We start from the raw sequence: 16,632 nt of genomic DNA, 5'->3' as shown, positions 1-16,632 counted from the left end.
GATCAAATTTAATTAGTTTTTTCCCTATGTTATCAGTATCACTAAAGTAGCAGTTGAAAAGATATATATACTATGACGTTATCACTAATTATAGTTAAAGCCATAGCTCTAACTCAATTTCAAGCAGGATTTATTCTGGGTTGAAATCTCTTCGTAGAGTTTAATTAACTGCCTACCCTTACTTTCCCAACTGAAAGTTTCCCTCACCCTCTTCTGCCCGGCTTGACCCATCAATAATCTTAGCTCTGGGTTACTAGCCAAATACGTCATCGCCTTAGCAATATCACTTACTACTTGCTCAGGTGTATTTGCCTTAATTTTAAAACCAGTTTCCTCTGTAACCTGAACTGCTGGCCCTCCTAAATCTAGGCAAATCACTGGTCGCCCTGCTGCCATTGTCTCTAAACACACAAATCCTCCAGATTCATGCAAGCTGGGATGAATTAACACATGGCAGTCCTGTATGTTACTCCATGTATGTTCGCGAGACAGATTACCTAAAAACTTTACTTGTTTACTAATATTCAGATATTGAGTTAATCTTTCTAGCTGTTTGCGTTCAGTTCCTTCCCTAGCTTTGAATATCAAAGCTAGGGGCAGCTAAATTATTTCTTTTGACGCCAGTCGTTATTCTCACCCTATTTTCTTTTCCTTAATCCCCAGTTTCGTGAAGGAAGACCGCTGCAATACGACTTGATGATAGTAGTTGCTTCGTAGCCAGCCATATAAAGAGTGGAATGGTCTTAGCATAGCGACCGCAAAGCCGTCGCGGTTCTTGAATCCACCGATACAGCCATTCGAGTCCTAAGTCTCGAACTATACGGGGTGCCCGCTTGTGAATTCCTGCATAAACTGGGAAAACTCCACCCAGTCCAATCATTACAGCTTGTATTTTACCCTTATGTTGAGCTATCCAATTTTCTTGTTTGGGACATCCCAGAGATACTAAGACGGTGCTGGCACCACTAGAATTAATCTTTTGAACCAAAGCTTCGTCTTCAGTTTCAGTCAGGGGACGAAAGGGTAGAGGTTCCATCGCCGCAATTTTCATCTGCGGAAATTCCTGCTCTAACCTTTTTTGCATTCTAGAAAGAATTTCTGTTTGGGAACCGACAAAGAAAATACTCAGATTTTGTGTTTGAGTTCGCTGACACAATGCGAGGAAAATATCCATCCCTGCCACACGGTCTTGGTAAAGCGCTCCCATTTTTCGCATCATCCATACGAGAGGCATACCATCAGGAGTAACTATGTCTGCATTTCGTAATACGGTGGCAAACTCTGGATTCCAATGAGCTTCAATGAGCATGTGTACATTGGCTACATATACAGCTTTACTCTCACGCCTATTCGCCCACTTAAGTATTGTTTGTACCTGGTCGTCAAAGCGTAAAGCAGTAATAGAAAAATCAAGCACTTTTTTAGTAGGTAGAAGCACTCTCGCCACCATCAATAACTCCTGTGTCCAAGAAAAAAATCCATAGATTACCTAGACCATTCCGAATATTGAATAATTTGGATTGGATTACTCCTGACTTTTTGTAGGTTTGTGTCATCGTTGGAATTTAACACATGGAGGTGCAATTACCTTCTTAGTATATTTTTGGCTTAATCGGTAATACTAGGATTCTTTGCTGTTTCGTCCTAGCTTACTGTTTTAAGCTGGTAATTTTAGGCGCTGTTTGGCAAAATTCATACTTCCTTCATAATTAATTTTTGATTTGTTCATGCAAGCATTACAATTGCGAGAAATTCCTATGGATATATATTTAAGTGAGCAGCATTTGCTACATATTATAATTACGTGGTAACGTCAAATCCCAGATAGTCTGTCTGCCGATTGGATACGTAAGTATGCGCTTAAAAGGTTTAATTTAAATTAGTATCATTTTAAGAATGAAGAATAATTTTTTCTTATGAATTTCTAAATTCATTACAGATTTAATTTAGTCTATGCATTGAAAAATATCTAAATTTTATTTTTTTCTGAAATAAAAGCCAAAAAAATAAGGGGAAGATAAACTTATCTTCCCCTGCTCTCTCATTTTTGTTATTGTCTGGTTTGTTACTTTCCTTGAGTCTTTGGAGTAACATTTGCCTTTGCTTTTTGAGTTGACGTTTTCTAGCAGAACCGCCTCTGCCTTTGTCATTTCTGCCTTCTTTACGGGGAGATTCCCATCGTTTCAGGCGCATAAATTTTTAACCTCTCTATCACTTGTCTGGTAGTGGGCAGGAGGAGAATCGAACTCCTATGACCGTAAGGCCGCCACATTTTGAGTGTGGTGCGTCTACCAATTCCGCCACCCGCCCTTGTATCTAACCTTAACTAGTATACTCTAATTGAGTGATTTTGTAACTAGTCTGAAAATTATTTCTCAAAGTTTTGCTGGAATAACAGTTTTAAGAATTATCTGGCTTAAAAACGTGGCAGAGTCAATAAACTAGGGTCAATATCCTGTAGTTTGGCACAGCCGCTAAGTGCCATTCCTACATTTAACTCATCTTGTAGGAGTGAGATGACATGAGATACGCCAATTTGTCCTGCTACTGCTAGTCCCCACAAAATAGGTCGTCCGATGAGTACTGCTTTTGCTCCTAATGCTAGGGCTTTGAGAATGTCTGTGCCCCTACGAATGCCTCCATCCAACAGCACTTCTACTTTACCATCCACTGCTGCTACTATTTCAGCTAGGGCATCTAAAGAAGCGATCGCACCATCGAGTTGTCTGCCACCATGATTGGAAACAACAATTGCTTTGGCTCCATATTCTACAGCCCGCACAGCATCATCTCCTCGTAAAATTCCTTTGATCACTAAAGGTAGTGGAGATAAAGATTGCAACCATTCCAAATCGTGCCAAGTGACTGCTGGGTTTAGCTGTTGGGCAAAATAGGTAAATAATCCAGATTCACCTTTTTCATGGGAAATATCTAGTCCTGAGATGGTGGCTAGATTAGCCAGATGTAAGTCTAGGGGTAAGGAAAACTCATTACGTTTATCTCTTTCTCGCTGTCCGAGAACAGGTGCATCTACAGTTAGACAAAGTGCTTTGTAACCAGCTTTATAGGCTTTTTCTACCAAAGCACGAGTTAATCCCCGATCTTTATGGATGTAAAGCTGGAACCATCGTAGAGAATCTGGAAACTGATTACATGCAGTCGCCACTTCTTCAATGCTCTTTGTTGCCATTGTACTTAACACCATGCCCACACCAGCTGATGCGGCAGCTAGAGCCGTGGCAACTTCTCCGTCTCGATGAGCTAGGCATTGAAAAGCCATCGGTGCGATTAACAAAGGTAGTTGCAGGGGTTGTCCTAAAATAGAGGTAGTTAGATTGCGATCGCTCACATCGACTAACATCCGAGGTCGCAGCTTGACTCGCTCAAAAGCATCACGATTATCTTGCAATGTGATTTCGTCCCAAGCACCACTGCTATAGTAATCGAGTGTCGTTTGAGACAGACATTCTTTTGCTAATTCTTCGTACTCAAAGAGGTTAATGGGTTGAAAGCGATCGTTGTTGGATAAGTCGGTAGACATAATTAAGGTTCTTGGCAACTTTTGGTGACGATGAAAGGTTATACCAATTCGCAATTCGCACTCTTGCTAACGCCCCGCTTTGCTAACGCAATGACGCTCTCTACGAGACGCTAAAAGCGCATCGGTGACAGGACTTTAAATGAGTAATGATTAACGAGTGGATGAGAAATAGGTATTTACTTATTACTTATTACTCATCACTCATTACTTATTACTTATTACTCATTACTCATTACTCATTACTCTAGAATCACCGACCCTTCTTTCTCGGTTAGTATGTCAATTGATGTAAGCAACGGTAACACCACTGCCGCCGTCTCCTTGTTCTGCTGGTTCGTAGTTTTTCACTCTGGAATGCTGTTGCAAAAAGGCGTGAACTCCTTGTCGCAGCTTACCAGTGCCATACCCGTGAATAATCCAGACTGGGCCTGTAGCTTCCGAAATGGCTTTATCTAAAATGTATTCGGCATCAGCCACTCGTTTACCACGCAAATCGATGGTATTTTGGGAAGTCCGAATTTCTGGGACATTTTGCGGTGGCGGGGTTACTGCTGGTGGGGCTGGTTTGGGTTTGACGATTGGTTCGGGTTTTTGACCATCTAGAGATTCTACGTCTTCCAACTTCACATTCATCTTCATTAGCCCAAAGCGAACGCTTAATTCCCCATCTTCATTAGGGGCGGTGATCACATCGGCTGTTTGTCCCAGTTTGGGAACGCGAATGCGATCGCCTACTTTGGGCATAAATCCAGCTTTTGGTTTTACTGGCGTTGCTGGCTGATATTGCTGGCCAATTTGATTTAAAGCATTGGTGGCTTGCTGGGCTTCTTGGGCTGTGGGTGTACCCTTCTGCAAGCGGCGAATTACTTGGGCAATTTCACCTTTTGCCTGAGCGATCGCTTGTTTTACAGCTACTTCCTGTGAAGCCCGCAAACTGCTTTCCCTCTCCTCTAAACTTGCGGCTTTTGCTGATACTTCTTTATATAAACGTTCCGCTTGCTGCAACAAAATTTGGGCTTCGGCAGCTTTGGTTTCCTGGCGGCGGCGTTGCGCTTCTAACCCGGCAATCACCTGGTTAACTTCATCTGTGGCCTCTCCCACTTGAGTTTTTGCCTGTTGTACCACTTCTGGTTTTAATCCCAAGCGCAGGGCAATGGTTAAAGCGTTAGAACGTCCGGGGATGCCCCACAGCAGACGATAAGTAGGCGAGAGAGTACTTTCGTCAAATTCTACAGAGGCATTTTCAAACCGCTCGTCTTCGTATTTCAGGGCTTTTAGTTCGCCGAAATGAGTGGTGGCGATTGTTAGCTGGGCATGGTTGGCGAGATATTGCAACAAGGCGATCGCTAAAGCACTACCTTCAACTGGATCGGTTCCAGCGCCGACTTCATCGAGTAAGACTAGGGATTGGGGATTGGGGATTAGGGATTGGGGATTAGGAATTTCCTTTTCCCCAGTCCTCATTCCCCAGTCCCCATTCCCCAGTTCCAAGTCCCCAGTCTCCAATGCTTCTAAAATCCGACTAATCCGGCGGATGTGGCCAGAGAATGTGGATAAACTTTGCTGTAAGGATTGTTCATCGCCAATATCTGCCAACACCTTATCAAACCAAGGTATTTCCACTGGTTCGCGGGCGGGGACAAATAAACCCACTTTGGCCATCAATGCTGCTAACCCCAAAGTTTTTAAGGTTACAGTTTTACCGCCAGTATTTGGCCCGGTAATCGTCACTACTCGAATTAGCGGGTTTATCAGCAAATCTACAGGAACTACTGGTTGCCCTTGTTCGTGCTGTTGTTGCCACACTAACAGGGGATGTCGTAAGTTCCGCAAGGTAATGATTTCATTATCTTGCCGCTGGATAAATCGCGGGGGATTTGCTCCTAGCCAGTAACTATATCGTGATCTAGCGGTTGCCAAATCTAAAGTGGTGGCGATCGCTAATAATCTCTCCAAATCTGGTTTGACTGCGGCTACTTGTTCCGTCAAAATACGGCGAACCGCTTCTTCTTCGGCTTGTTCTCTTCTGATAATCTGCCGCAGTTGGTTGCCTAGAGGCACTACTGAATTCGGTTCCACGTACAACGTCGCACCGCTGGTAGAGGTATCGTGGACAATACCGGGGATGGCATCTTTTTGGGGTGCTTTTACGGGGATGACATAGCGATCGCCCCGTTGCGTAATTAGCTGTTCTTGAACTGCTCCAGATTTTGCTTGTAAGATATTTTGCAGCTTTTGAGTAATTTGGCTGCGTAATCGCCGCAAATCTGTGCGAATTTCTCCCAGTTTTTGACTCGCGCGGTCAGTTACCTGGGCCCGTTCATCAATACAGCGGTGAATTTCTTGTTCTAGTTCTGGATAAGTCCGCAAATCGGCAACCAACCCAGTGAGTATCGGTAAATCTTCCTGATTGTCAATGACACGGCGCAAATTTCTCGCACCAGCGAGGGTGGTTGCGATCGCTAACAGTTCATCCCCCGTCAAAATTCCACTGCGTTCTGCCCGTTCTAAGGAATCGCCAATATCTTGAATTCCCTCAAATGACAGTCCTGTGGTGAGGCGGCTTTCCAGTTGGTAGACTTCTTTGGTTTGCTCTAACAACTGTTCGCTTTGGGTCTGAGAATCAGGTATTTTCAGATGACGCGCAGCTGTCGCCCCCAGCTTAGTTGCCGCAAAGGTGGCAAGATGCTGGCAGAGGCGAGGCCATTCTAATAGTTCTAAGGTTTCAGATTGGATCAAGGATTTCAACATCTAATCTGAAATTATCGTAACAATTCTAGCTCCTAGATGGATAAATCTTAAAGGAGAAAATTTTGCTTTAGTCAATAGTCAATCAATTTTGGATTTTAGTCTGATGCTTCGGTTGGCTGTGCAACGCCCTAAGCAAAAACACTCTACGGATCTTGCTACAGATTTTCCGCAAAACTCAAAATCGGTAGTCGAGAGCTATTTTGCCATCTGTCTGCTTTCATCTTAATTCTCACTTGATGTCTTTTATAATACATTATATACAGACTAAGTTTTTATCTGAAAAAAAGTTCAAAGAGAATACAGAATGTATAATTCACGTTTAATACATTATTAGCTTGCCACGCCATTACATATACTTAATATATTTAGATTTTTCAGAAATCAAATATGAATCCTATATGATAATGCGACTGTTTATCTGAAAATTATATGCTTGTCGGCAATCAAAGTATTTTTTATTTATTTAAACTTGGGTTAATATTTTATTCAAATCTTAAAGAAGATTATTGTTTCATTAAATAAAAATTAAATTTATATTTTGATGGTGAAATGCTCAGGAAACAAGTAATGTAGTTTATTATATTTATAATTGTAGTATTAATCTAGTAAATAGATTAGATGTTACACAACTACCAGCACATATCATTTACGAAATATTATGCTGTTTAGCCCAGCCAACTTGCCCTATTGGATATTTCTGGGAATTGGTGTCTTGCTATTCTTATTTATGATAATTTCCGGTGGGGGAGGGCAAGAGATTGATGCAGATGTTGATGTAGATGCAGACCTCGATGCAGATAGCAATAGCGAATTGGGCTTTGGACAATTTTTGGGATGGGTAGGTATTGGGAAAGCACCACTCATATTGTTACTAGCAACAGATATGAGTTTGTGGGGCCTTTTGGGTTGGATGTTAAATGTTTGGATTAGTGGAAATTCAAATAGTAATATTACTGGTTTTATTGGGAGTATTATATTATTTGGTTCACTGATTATCAGTTTAGTATTGGGAGGATTGATAGCACGACCAATTGGCAAGATTTTTGCCGAGTTTAGCGAGGATGCAAGTAGCGATCGCTTGATAGGTTGTGTTGGTATTGTTACGTCTGCTTACATTCCTATGGAAAATCTGGGCAGAATTGGACAAATAGATGTGCTGGATACAAAACGTAATCTTTTGACAGTTAGCGCTGTTCTACCAGACTGGGCAACTATTGCACCACAACGTGGGGAAAAAGTTTTAATCATTGAACACAAGGTACAAATTTATGTAGTTATTGCTAAAGATAGTCCTGATCAAGAACACTGGTTAACTAACTCATCCCAGAGAAATTAAACTTAGTGAGAGGAAAAAATATGCTTTTTTGGTTAACTTTTATCCAGTCTTTACCGAGTGTCGCAATAGCTGAAGTTCCACAAATTAATTTGCAACCACAACAAAAGCAAACAACATTAATTTCTCAGACACTCCCTGTCAGAATCCAGCCGACTATTGCCCAAATTAATGGGGGATTAGTATTTCCTGGAATTATTGCTGCTTTAGTTTTATTACTACTATTTAGCCTGTTTGCTTATACGCGGGTTTATGTAGTGACACCCAATAACGAAGCTTTCGTTAGGACTGGGGGTCTTTTTATCAAAAAGAAATCAGTGATTTTGTATGGAGGTTGTATTGTTCTACCAGGATTTCATCAGCTAACTCGCGTACCTCTGCGAGAAATTTCCATTGATGTGGAACGTACTGGTAAACTTGCAGTTCGAACTAAAGATTACTTACGAGCAGATATTCGAGTCACTTTTTATGTATGTATTAATGCCTCCGAAGACGATGTTTTGACAGCAGCCGCTAGACTATCTCAAAGTGGCATTAAAATTACTCCTGAAGATATTAAAAACGCTTTAGAAAAAAGAGCAGATGATGCAATTAGAGCAGCAGCTAAAACTAAGGATTTAGCAGAAATTGACTCTGATAAATTGGGGTTTGCTCAGGAGGTGTTGAACTTAGTTGGCACCGATTTGAAAAAAGTCGGATTAACTCTAAATAACATCGCCATTTCCGAAATATTAGAAAGTGTTACCTACGATCCAGATAACTTCTTTGATGCTCAAGGTGTGCGTTTGCGAACAGAAATTATTCAGCGCTCAATTCAACAAAAAAGGGAAGTTGAGTTAGCAGCACAAGTGACAATTGAGCAAAAAGAACTAGATGCCCAAAAGCGATCGCTACAAATTGCCCAAGAGCAAGAAAGTGCTAAATTGGAGCAAAAATTGCAAGTAGAAGCACTAAAAGCACAGAAAGAACGCGAAATTCAAGAATCCAAAGATCGGGAAGCTGCAACAGTACGCCGGACTAAAATTTTGCAAGAAAAATCAATTGAAGAAGAAGAAATTCGCAAAAAATTATCGGTGCAGCAAAGCCAAATTGAAGCTGATATTTCCCTAGAAGAACGCAATAAACAGCTAAATGTAGCGCAAACATTGCAAAAACAAGAATCTGAGCTTGCAGAGATTTTACGTCAACAGAGTGTAGAATCTGGAAAGCTACAAGCACAAGTGCAGATAGCTGAGTCAGAACGATTGGCAAGACTAGCTCAAGAAGATGTAGCGATCGCAATTGCGAACAAAAAACGCGAAAGCTTTGTTGCACAAGCACAACAAGCCAAAGCCGAGGAATCAGTTAAGACAGCAGGTGAAGTTGAAAAAGCCGAACGCAACAAACGCCTATCGGTGATTGCTGCGGAACGAGAAGCTGAAGAACGGAGTATTGGCGATCGCAACGTAGTAGAAATCGATGCTTTCCGCCGTCGTCGTCAAGCCGAAATCGCCCAACAAGCAGCAGACTTAGAAGCTGAAGCAATTCGCACCCTAGCAGCAGCTAACCGAGATAGAGTTTTAGCAGAAGCAGAAGGTATTCAAGCAAAAATTACCGCCGAAAATTCCATTAGTAACGCCAATCTCACTGCCAAAATTATCACCACTATTTGGCCAGAATTAGCCGATAAACTACCAGAAATTGTCACCGCTTTAGCACCACAGCCGGGAGTTTTAGGAGATACTCGCATTTATTCATTTCCTGGTGCGAATGGTAGTAGTGGTAGTCAAGATATTAACAAATTGCTACTATCCACAAGCGGACTTTCTTTAATCAATACTTTACTTGACGAAGGTAAATTAGGCGAATTAATCGGTCAAGTCAGCCAGCTAGTGCGTGGCAATAACCAAGTAATAACTGGCACACCAAGCCACATTTCTTTAGAAACTACCCCAACACCAACTGTCATCGAAAACAACACAGAAACTAATTCGTAATTCGTAATTGTAAGAATTCAGCACCCAGGAGTCAGAAGTCAGAATTGAGAATGAATCCAGTATAATTTATTCATCAAATTTTATTCTGATTCTTTAACTATTCTGACTCCTGAATTCTTCTTCAACAGAAGTTAGTTAAGCAGCGGCTATTTCTTGTGCTAAAACGTAAGGCTGCACAATCAGGGTATTAAATCGCTTACTGCGGTTAAGGTTCCATTCTCCAACTTGTACTGTCGTGGGTTTGGTAATCAATTGTTCATCAATCCACTGTTCCACTGATGGAATATTGTCACTAGCGATCGCTACTCCAACATCAATCAAGTTTAAATCAGGTGCCACCAAAATAACTGCATCTCGTTGTACATGAGGAATTAGCCACTCCCACTCTGCCTCATCCAAAATTTCTGTCAATTCTGCTCTTAAATCCGACATCACTTCCCAATATTGATTTATAGATAGCTATTTTTACATTATTCACTACTTCCTAGTTCCTGACAAATGACAAATGACTAAACCTCTGCCTTCATCTCATCAATCTCAAATAAAGATACAATTACTCCAGCAATGGGAATAGATATAAAAACTCCTAGTAATCCTGCTACTTTAGCGCCTACTAGCAAAGCAAAAAACACCACTACAGGATTAAGATTCAGCGCACCTTGCATAATCCGGGGTGCAATCAAGTTGTCTTGTATCTGCTGAAGGATAATACAAGCTATCAATACTTTCAATGCTAACCAAACACCTTGAGACAACACAAATAGAGTAATTGTGCTTACTCCTAATGTTGCTCCTATGCCAGGAATGATATCAAGAATTCCAACTATTATTGACAATATTAAAGCAAAAGGTACTTGTAATATTAAGAAAACCAGGAAAGTCGTACTTGTCAGAAATGCACTTAATAATAACTGACCTCTAAAAAATCCTAAAAATGACTTTCTGATTATATTTGTAAATCTATTGCGGCGATGTTTGGGTACAATTTTTAAAATAAAGTTCCACAGCTTGTCTCCATCTAATAACATGAAGAAAGCCACAACTGCAATTAAGACAAAAGTCACAAAGTTCGTCATAAACCCTTGTAGAATAGTCAAACTAGTCACAAGAGTTGATACAGCTTGATTCCGCAGTTGTTCTTCAATGAAACTTAAATCTATCTGCAAATTACGGCTTCGCAAAATTCCTTCTATTCGCTCTAATAGAGGTACTAAAGAATTTAAAAACGCAGTGATACTATCAATTAATTGTTGTCCTTGAGATAAAACCGTTAAGCCCACAGTAATTATCAGACCGCCTATAATCACAATACTGAGCAAGAAAACAAGACCAACAGCTACACCGTGGGGTAAAAAACGCCGCAGTCCTTGTACGGGATAGCTGAGTAAAAAGGCCAAAATTGCAGCGAATGTGAAAATAACAATGACTGCTTCAAAATAAGCTAAAAGCTGTACAATTGCCCAGCCAGAAGCAACTAAAAGCAAAAAGCGGACTAACGCCAGATTATTTAATCGCTCCCAAAGATTCTTGGCTTCAAAGCCGCTCATAATGCTGTTTAGGGTGAATTATAGATGGTAGATTTGCCTAGCAGTTGCATTTAAGCACAAAGTTAGACTTCATTGCTAGAGCATATTGACCTTAAACATACAGAGGCTAAGGAGCGATCGCTACCTCCCTAAAGCATATATCTGAGCTTTTCTAACTCATCTTCCCAAATCATGCATCTGGTTAATTACCGTGGCACACTTTTGTGTCAAAGCTTCCAATTCTTCTTTATTGCTGGAACTAGGAGCATCAATCAAGTTACCAATTCTCACAGTGATGGGAACTGCGTGAGGTATTTTCGAGCCTTTTTGTAAAATATCCTCAGTACCCCAGACACTCACCGGCAATATTGGGGCTTTTGCTTTCGCCGCCAGCAGCAATGCGCCTCTTTTGGGGTCTGTAATTCGACCATCTGGGGTGCGAGTACCTTGTAAAAAAACACCGACAGCCCAGCCATTATTGAGATATTCTAGGGCGGAACGGATGGCATTGCGATCGGCATTTCCCCGACTCACCGGGTAAGCACCGTACAATTTAATCGCTTGCGCCAAAATAGGAATCTTAAATAATTCTTCCTTAGCCATGTACGCTACTGGACGACGTACACAATTAGAGACAATCGGTGGGTCAAAGTAACTAGCGTGATTACTTACTATCAGTAGCGGCCCTGATTGAGGGACATTTTCCGTACCATAAATCCGGCCCCGAAAGTAAGTGTGAAGCATGGGGCTGACGACTGACCATTTAAAGGCGTGGTAAAGTGCCAGACTGATGAATGGTTCGCGGTTTTTGTCCACAGAAGATAATGCAAATCAAACTGAATTTAGCATAAGCGATCGCAACACCCAGATCAAACGCAAAAAAGCTGTAGATATGAATTGCTTCACCCATTTGGGAAAACTAAATCTAGAAATCTTTGCAGCAGACTTTTTTAACGTGAGTGTCCGGACGCTTGAGCGTTACCTACAACAAGGGTGAATCAGCGTTAAGAAAGAGAAAACTCGCCCGATTGCCAACCTTGATTAAACCGAACGGAAGTGGAGGGACTTTTAGGGTGTAAGCCAAGGGTGAAGAAGGGGGAAGCAGACGCAGATAAAATTTCTTTTTAGTGCAGAGTACGTACATACTATGCACTAAAAGAATTGCAAATATTGACCCTGGCACGATGAAACCCTTATTTTATCGTTGAGTAATGACTCGATGATTGAATCAAGACTCAACACAAAATATTCCAAAACTTGCAAAATTTTTTATAGAGGACTAATAACTCACACTTAATAGTACCACCATTCATCATTGTAGTTGCCGTTGTAGTTGTGGGAACATTCCATACAACCTCCCTTAATAGATTGCATTTCATCATTAGCTAGTTCATGGAGAAAGCTTTCAGAATTATGCAGTAAATTATCAGATATAAGAAACAGTTCATCGATTTTGATGTTAGTCATTAAAGTAATCCTTATTGCAAATCAATTGTCATTCAAAATGGGCAGAAAGTCATTGTAATTTGCTTCTACCTTAATTAAGGGCTATTCAGCCCCGACTTTAGCAATAGCAAGTCGGGGATAGTCGCAATGTTGTTCTAATTAATTTCCCAGTTGATTAGTTATGCTAGTCAACTATGAACGAACTCTTAGTAATACCATACCCATTCGCAGTACTCTACCCAGTACCCTCCTATAATAGATTGCATTTCTTCATCAGCTATATCATTGAAAAAGCTTGCCGAATTAGAATTTTGCAATGAATTATGAGATACAAGACACATCTCATCGATTTTGATGTTAGCCATTAAATTACTCCTTAATGCAAATGAATTGTTATTCAAACAGGGCAAAAAATCAGACTCTTTTGAATCCCTTTTAACTCGGAATTTATAGTGTGCTTGACAAAGCACCGAATCACTGAGGAGCCGTGTGAATTTAACGTTTCATGCACGGTTTTATAGCCGAGTCAAGAGGGTGATTTCCTTGCTTAGGCATCCAGATAACTGAGTTACAGCCTTAACTTGTCACCAATCGTGAGTGGATGGAAAGAAGTTGCTCGGTAAACTAATTCAACCTACTAGAAAAAACTCAAGGTTGGAGTCTGCCGAGCAATTTCACCTTAGTTTCCCTCAAAGGTAAATTGAGGGATCAATCATTGAACAATTTTTATGAGGCTGCTTATAGATAAGCGTTTCAGCTTTTGCATGGCGGCTGGTGATAGTTTTGCTGACTCTGTTAGCGAATTCATGTAAACCGCAATTTCTGGTGTCAGCGACTACGACATTTCAAAGCTTTGAGGATAGCGATCGCATTTCGCCAACAAAGTCTTTACTACCTTCCGAACCCTTCGTCTTCGTAAAGGAAGCCGGAAAGTTCAATTGGATAGCGGCGACCACTTCGGTTAGTTCCACCATTTCCACCATTTCCACCATTTCTATTAGTTCCACCATTTACACCATTTCCACCATTTCCACCATTTCCACCAAGGAAACCTCCTTTGATTAATTGCATCTCATGATCAGCTACCTCATTAAGATAGTGTTCAGAATTTTGCAACAAATCAGAATATGTAAGATATAGTTCATCGATTTTGACGTTTGCCATTAAAGGACTCCTTAATGCTAAATGAATTGTCTTTCAAAAAATAAAGAAGATTAGACTGTGCTTGATTTTGCTTTGCTTTGTCTAATCTACTCTCTTGAACGAATAGTCAACGTAAAATATTCCAAAACTAGTAACCAAAATTGGCATATTGCAAAACAGGTGTTGTCCCTATTATGAATGAAATAGGAAACCACCTACTTATGTCTCCCATACCTGAATAAGGTTCTGATACTATCAGCCATTCAATATGAGATATTAGTGCCAATTTTTGCGATCAATTTTTGAAATATTTTGCATTGAGTGTTCGTTCAAGAAAGTAGGAACGGTTCACTACTAAGTTCACACATAAATAGACAAGGAAGTTTGACCATCAGCAAACATTTTACTTGAATATTTACCTTGATGTGAACTGTGACTGTTAGCGATGTGTGTACCTTTTCGCTATGAAAAAGTGCCACTGAATTATTAATCCTGATTCTGCTAATTAAGGAGAACACAACATGTTGCAAATTATCGACCTCAAAAATAACGAACTGTGCCAAGAAATCTCCATTGAAGAATCTGTTAGCATTAAAGGCGGTAATCTCGCATCTGGTGCTAGTTATAATACAGTAGCAACAGCATTTAACATTGCTGACGCAAATACTACGTTGCTGTTTACAATTGGCGCACTGACAGAAGGTTGATAATCGTTTTTTGTCATCCCATAAGCTTATTTTCAGAAGCTGAGGTGAAGAATGCGCCCTGCTCAGTTCCAATAAATTGGATCAGATACTTGCCACGTCAGCGTGATTAGGCTGGGCGCATTTATTACACCTTCACTGTTCACTCTCATTCTGTTAATTAAGGAGAACACAATGATGTTGCAAATTATCGACCTCAAAAATAACGAACTGTGCCAAGAAATCTCCATTGAAGAATTTGTTAGCATCAAAGGCGGTGATCTCGCATCTGGTGCTAATTATAATACAGTAGCAACAGCATTTAACATTGCTGACGCAAATACTACGTTGCTGTTTACAATTGGCGCACTGACAGAAGGTTAATAATCGTTTTTTGTCATCCCATAAGCTTATTTTCATAAGCTGAGGTGAAGAATGCGCCCTGCTCAGTTCCAATAAATTGGATAAGATACTCGCCACGTCAGCGTGATTAGGCTGGGCGCATTTATTACACCTCCTATAAAAATAGACAATAGACAGTTTCTTTCTTAGCCGTTCAGTCTCGTTTGGGAATATCTCGCATTGAGTATTCGTGTGAAATCTTCATTCTCATTCTGTTAATTAATGAGCAAAGAATATGCAAATTATTGATATCGAAAATAACGAATTGTTAAACGAAATATCCAATGAGGAATCTGCTACTATCAGTGGCGGTGGTCTCCAAACTGCTGCTGCGTATCTCACCGTTTTACGTGCGCTCAATCCTCGTTTGGCAGCTAGCCCGGAAGCACTGAATACAGCCTTTCTGTTTGCAATTGATGTGCTACCAGCCCCTGGTAGCAACAAAACCCCATAACCCTCTTCCTTTACTCTCCGAAAATAAAAACTTGTCGATAAACCATTTACCTAAATTGTGAAATTTATCATGTACAGAATTACAGAAAATTTCATAAATAATTTAGGACTGCTATAGGACTCCTATTTGATTTTTGAATAATCAAGCTGCCTAGAAGCTTGACATACAAAGCTTAACTTCTCACTATATTGAGCAAGATTCAAGTAGGATTCCTATATATACTTGTGTATGCAAATGGTAATTTTTCTCTATACTTGGAGAAAATCCAGTCAAAGTTTTTCCATCTTGTGTACCTGACCTTCCATCCAGCAGGCGTTAGTAGTGGTGAGATTATCGAGTCTGTCATTTGCCACAACTTGATGATTGAAAGTCTCATTCCTGGCTATTGGTTTCCAGAAAAAATCAATGTAATATTAATTAAATTGGCTCGTAGTAATGGGCTTTTGTACAGGTAAGGTACAGAAAAAATAATTAACTATAGATCAATATAGATCCTCGTAGGGTAGCACAGCTGTGCTACCCTACCTACCTATGTACCTCATTTAAATAAAAATCGCTATACAAACCTTTAATTATTCACGCCCATTTACTTAGAGTTTAATTTTTGGCATTCCTGAATTTGAATATGAAATTCAAAAACCAACTCTCTCAACTCTTACTCTCTCCGCCTCTGGGTGATCCAAATTCATATTTCCACTCAGTAAGGCCTAATTTTTAATCGTCAATATCAAGTTGCAAATCTTGTTCTAGTTGCAATGCCTCATCTAACACTGTATTTGTAAATTTTATACTTTTAAAATAAGTATGGTAAGCTGCTACTGGAACTGTCAATACATCACTCCAAGCTTCTTCTACTTGATGAAAATCTTGAATTTTTGAGTTTTTTGCAGGGCGTAAGTTCTCATTTGTTAATCCTAAGCACTGGATTTCTGATTCTGATATTGTTGGTAGTTGACAAACTAACCCATGATGATAATCTCTTACCGTCAGCAGATAATCATAAATCTGGCGGGAGATTCGTTTACCAACTGGCTGTAGTAAGTTACAAACTAGCGCAGGCATAATATGCCAAGTTTCAGCCAATAAATCTTGACTTAATCCAGATATTTCGGTAGGAATTAGCAAATTTATATCACTAATAAAATTTGTTTCTACTGATAGCAACATTACAGAAACAATCAACCACTGCTGCTCTATTCCTATGGATAGTTCAGGTTCCTTGACAATCATTACATAGCGCGGTGGTGAGTTGCCTGCTAAAAAATTTTGTGCCGCGAGGGAATACAAACTCTGTTGCTCTTGACTTGAGAACTTTAGAGGGCTTTGTACTGAGCGACTCACTTCCCAAATTTCCCCAGGTTGTGGCATTAACATATT

General features: G+C 40.2%; 17 protein-coding genes and 1 tRNA gene. 6 read left to right on the top strand and 12 right to left on the bottom strand.

The annotated features are described in order from the left end of the window. Positions 1-108: 108 nt before the first annotated feature. The 6 genes from ACWATR_RS22970 to ACWATR_RS22945 form a co-directional block, all read right to left on the bottom strand. A complete protein-coding gene (locus ACWATR_RS22970; protein WP_460337474.1) occupies positions 109-588 on the bottom strand; it encodes a glycosyltransferase family 4 protein in 480 nt (159 codons plus the stop codon). A 64-nt stretch (positions 589-652) separates the two neighbouring features. Then, entirely contained in the window at positions 653-1,450 is a 798-nt protein-coding gene (locus tag ACWATR_RS22965) for a WecB/TagA/CpsF family glycosyltransferase (protein ID WP_460337471.1), read from the bottom strand. After that, positions 1,422-1,556: a hypothetical protein gene (locus ACWATR_RS22960; protein WP_257798015.1), complete on the bottom strand. Its 135-nt coding sequence runs from the start codon at positions 1,554-1,556 to the stop codon at positions 1,422-1,424. The genes ACWATR_RS22965 and ACWATR_RS22960 overlap by 29 nt, the downstream gene beginning before the upstream one ends. A 670-nt stretch (positions 1,557-2,226) precedes the next feature. Next, positions 2,227-2,310 (bottom strand) — tRNA-Leu (locus tag ACWATR_RS22955). A gap of 106 nt (positions 2,311-2,416) precedes the next feature. Continuing rightward, positions 2,417-3,541 (bottom strand): alpha-hydroxy acid oxidase, encoded by a 1,125-nt coding sequence (locus ACWATR_RS22950; RefSeq protein ID WP_460337468.1) that lies wholly within the window; start codon positions 3,539-3,541, stop codon positions 2,417-2,419. 279 nt (positions 3,542-3,820) lie between these two features. Beyond that, entirely contained in the window at positions 3,821-6,280 is a 2,460-nt protein-coding gene (locus tag ACWATR_RS22945; RefSeq protein ID WP_460340613.1) for an endonuclease MutS2, read from the bottom strand. A gap of 670 nt (positions 6,281-6,950) precedes the next feature. Here ACWATR_RS22945 and ACWATR_RS22940 point away from each other — a divergent pair. Together ACWATR_RS22940 and ACWATR_RS22935 are read left to right on the top strand one after the other, a co-directional pair. Then, positions 6,951-7,628 (top strand): DUF1449 domain-containing protein, encoded by a 678-nt coding sequence (locus ACWATR_RS22940; protein WP_460337465.1) that lies wholly within the window; start codon positions 6,951-6,953, stop codon positions 7,626-7,628. Between the two features lie 20 nt (positions 7,629-7,648). Next, positions 7,649-9,601 carry an SPFH domain-containing protein gene (locus ACWATR_RS22935; protein WP_460337462.1) on the top strand — a complete coding sequence of 651 codons (1,953 nt, stop codon included), beginning with the start codon at positions 7,649-7,651 and terminating at the stop codon, positions 9,599-9,601. Between the two features lie 135 nt (positions 9,602-9,736). Here ACWATR_RS22935 and ACWATR_RS22930 read toward each other — a convergent pair whose 3' ends face one another. From ACWATR_RS22930 to ACWATR_RS22920, 3 genes are all read right to left on the bottom strand, one after another. Then, complete coding sequence (locus tag ACWATR_RS22930; RefSeq protein WP_420761180.1) at positions 9,737-10,033, bottom strand: DUF2288 domain-containing protein; 297 nt, start codon at positions 10,031-10,033, stop codon at positions 9,737-9,739. A gap of 77 nt (positions 10,034-10,110) precedes the next feature. Beyond that, positions 10,111-11,148 (bottom strand): AI-2E family transporter, encoded by a 1,038-nt coding sequence (locus tag ACWATR_RS22925; protein ID WP_460337458.1) that lies wholly within the window; start codon positions 11,146-11,148, stop codon positions 10,111-10,113. Positions 11,149-11,304: 156 nt separating this feature from the next. Continuing rightward, on the bottom strand, positions 11,305-11,943 hold the full coding sequence (locus ACWATR_RS22920) for a lysophospholipid acyltransferase family protein (RefSeq protein ID WP_460337455.1): 639 nt from the start codon (positions 11,941-11,943) through the stop codon (positions 11,305-11,307). Here ACWATR_RS22920 and ACWATR_RS22915 point away from each other — a divergent pair. After that, the gene (locus ACWATR_RS22915; RefSeq protein WP_460337452.1) at positions 11,936-12,124 is read left to right on the top strand and encodes a hypothetical protein; all 189 of its coding nucleotides are present in this window, start codon (positions 11,936-11,938) and stop codon (positions 12,122-12,124) included. The genes ACWATR_RS22920 and ACWATR_RS22915 overlap by 8 nt on opposite strands. 296 nt (positions 12,125-12,420) lie before the next feature. On the opposite strand, the gene ACWATR_RS22910 is transcribed toward ACWATR_RS22915, so the two are convergent. Next, on the bottom strand, positions 12,421-12,594 hold the full coding sequence (locus ACWATR_RS22910; RefSeq protein ID WP_460337449.1) for a hypothetical protein: 174 nt from the start codon (positions 12,592-12,594) through the stop codon (positions 12,421-12,423). An 824-nt stretch (positions 12,595-13,418) separates the two neighbouring features. Then, on the bottom strand, positions 13,419-13,583 hold the full coding sequence (locus tag ACWATR_RS22905) for a hypothetical protein (protein WP_460337446.1): 165 nt from the start codon (positions 13,581-13,583) through the stop codon (positions 13,419-13,421). A gap of 654 nt (positions 13,584-14,237) precedes the next feature. Here ACWATR_RS22905 and ACWATR_RS22900 point away from each other — a divergent pair. The 3 genes from ACWATR_RS22900 to ACWATR_RS22890 all read left to right on the top strand — a co-directional run bounded on the left by ACWATR_RS22900 (position 14,238) and on the right by ACWATR_RS22890 (position 15,255). Next, a complete protein-coding gene (locus ACWATR_RS22900; RefSeq protein WP_460337444.1) occupies positions 14,238-14,423 on the top strand; it encodes a hypothetical protein in 186 nt (61 codons plus the stop codon). 171 nt (positions 14,424-14,594) lie between these two features. After that, on the top strand, positions 14,595-14,783 hold the full coding sequence (locus ACWATR_RS22895) for a hypothetical protein (RefSeq protein ID WP_460337441.1): 189 nt from the start codon (positions 14,595-14,597) through the stop codon (positions 14,781-14,783). Positions 14,784-15,036: 253 nt separating this feature from the next. After that, positions 15,037-15,255, top strand: coding sequence for a hypothetical protein (locus ACWATR_RS22890; protein WP_420761188.1), 219 nt, complete (start codon positions 15,037-15,039; stop codon positions 15,253-15,255). A gap of 714 nt (positions 15,256-15,969) precedes the next feature. On the opposite strand, the gene ACWATR_RS22885 is transcribed toward ACWATR_RS22890, so the two are convergent. Continuing rightward, positions 15,970-16,629, bottom strand: a complete 660-nt coding sequence (locus ACWATR_RS22885; RefSeq protein ID WP_460337436.1) for a hypothetical protein — start codon at positions 16,627-16,629, stop codon at positions 15,970-15,972. Positions 16,630-16,632 lie beyond the last annotated feature (3 nt).

The sequence above is a fragment of the Nostoc sp. UIC 10890 genome (assembly GCF_054786515.1).
The sequence above is the reverse complement of the archived record's forward strand: the minus strand, read 5'-3'. Positions and strand labels throughout refer to the sequence as shown.

Excerpts from the sequence above, each read along its gene's own strand:
- ACWATR_RS22965 (WP_460337471.1), bottom strand. The coding sequence starts at position 1,450 with ATGGTGGCGAGAGTGCTTCTACCTACTAAAAAAGTGCTTGATTTTTCT.
- ACWATR_RS22960 (WP_257798015.1), bottom strand. The coding sequence starts at position 1,556 with ATGACACAAACCTACAAAAAGTCAGGAGTAATCCAATCCAAATTATTC.
- ACWATR_RS22950 (WP_460337468.1), bottom strand. The coding sequence starts at position 3,541 with ATGTCTACCGACTTATCCAACAACGATCGCTTTCAACCCATTAACCTC.
- ACWATR_RS22940 (WP_460337465.1), top strand. The coding sequence starts at position 6,951 with ATGCTGTTTAGCCCAGCCAACTTGCCCTATTGGATATTTCTGGGAATT.
- ACWATR_RS22935 (WP_460337462.1), top strand. The coding sequence starts at position 7,649 with ATGCTTTTTTGGTTAACTTTTATCCAGTCTTTACCGAGTGTCGCAATA.
- ACWATR_RS22930 (WP_420761180.1), bottom strand. The coding sequence starts at position 10,033 with ATGTCGGATTTAAGAGCAGAATTGACAGAAATTTTGGATGAGGCAGAG.
- ACWATR_RS22925 (WP_460337458.1), bottom strand. The coding sequence starts at position 11,148 with ATGAGCGGCTTTGAAGCCAAGAATCTTTGGGAGCGATTAAATAATCTG.
- ACWATR_RS22910 (WP_460337449.1), bottom strand. The coding sequence starts at position 12,594 with ATGACTAACATCAAAATCGATGAACTGTTTCTTATATCTGATAATTTA.
- ACWATR_RS22905 (WP_460337446.1), bottom strand. The coding sequence starts at position 13,583 with ATGGTGGAACTAATAGAAATGGTGGAAATGGTGGAAATGGTGGAACTA.
- ACWATR_RS22900 (WP_460337444.1), top strand. The coding sequence starts at position 14,238 with ATGTTGCAAATTATCGACCTCAAAAATAACGAACTGTGCCAAGAAATC.
- ACWATR_RS22895 (WP_460337441.1), top strand. The coding sequence starts at position 14,595 with ATGATGTTGCAAATTATCGACCTCAAAAATAACGAACTGTGCCAAGAA.
- ACWATR_RS22890 (WP_420761188.1), top strand. The coding sequence starts at position 15,037 with ATGCAAATTATTGATATCGAAAATAACGAATTGTTAAACGAAATATCC.
- ACWATR_RS22885 (WP_460337436.1), bottom strand. The coding sequence starts at position 16,629 with ATGTTAATGCCACAACCTGGGGAAATTTGGGAAGTGAGTCGCTCAGTA.